We start from the raw sequence: 787 nt of genomic DNA on the forward strand, positions 1-787 counted from the left end.
CGAAGCCGAGGTCGTCATCCCCGTCCCCGAGCCCGGCCCCAACAAGGCGCTCGTCTACGTCCTCGCGTCGGAGGTCAACTACAACGACGTCTGGGCGCTGACCGGCATCCCCATCTCCCTGTTCGACGAGCATGACGAGGACGTGCACGTCACCGGCTCCGGCGGCGTCGGCATGGTCGTGCGGATGGGCGAGGCGTTGCAGGCCCAGGGGCGGCTGGCGGTCGGCGATCTGGTCGCCGTCTATTCCGGAGTCTCCGACCTGCTGGACCCGGAGGCCGGGGCCGACCCTATGTTCACCGACTTCCACATCCAGGGCTACCAGTCGCCGGACGGCAGCCACCAGCAGTTCATGCTGGCCGACGGGCCGCAGCTCTTCCCCCTGCCGCCCGGCCTCGCGCTGGAGGAGGCGGGAAGCTACATGCTCGCCGCCGGCACCGGCTACCGCGCGCTGTTCACTGCCCTCGACGTGCAGCCCGGCAAGCGTCTGCTGGTCGAGGGCGCGGCGGGCGGCACCGGCGCCTGGACCGTCGAGCTGGCGCTGGCCCGGCGCATGAAGGTGACCGGCATGGTGTCGTCGGAGCGCCGCGCCGCCGCGATCCGCGCCCGCGGGGCGGAGGCGGTGGACCGCTCCGTCGCCGCGGGCGCCCTCCCCCGCCTCCCCGCCGAGCCCGGGCGGGGGGCGGCGGGGGGGGCTCCACCCCCCCGGGCGGGGGCCCCCCCCCCGCCCGGCCCCGGGCGGCGGGGGGGCGGGTGGGAAAAGAGGGCCGCCCCGCCGGACACCGCCCCC

General features: G+C 76.2%; 1 protein-coding gene. It reads left to right on the forward strand.

What is annotated here, in order from left to right:
- The coding region (locus GBZ26_RS29675; RefSeq protein ID WP_425599378.1) for an alcohol dehydrogenase catalytic domain-containing protein at positions 1 to 787 on the forward strand (787 nt) is incomplete at both ends.

Origin of the sequence: Azospirillum formosense, from assembly GCF_013340925.1 — a bacterium.
Taxonomy (GTDB): Bacteria; Pseudomonadota; Alphaproteobacteria; order Azospirillales; family Azospirillaceae; genus Azospirillum; species Azospirillum formosense.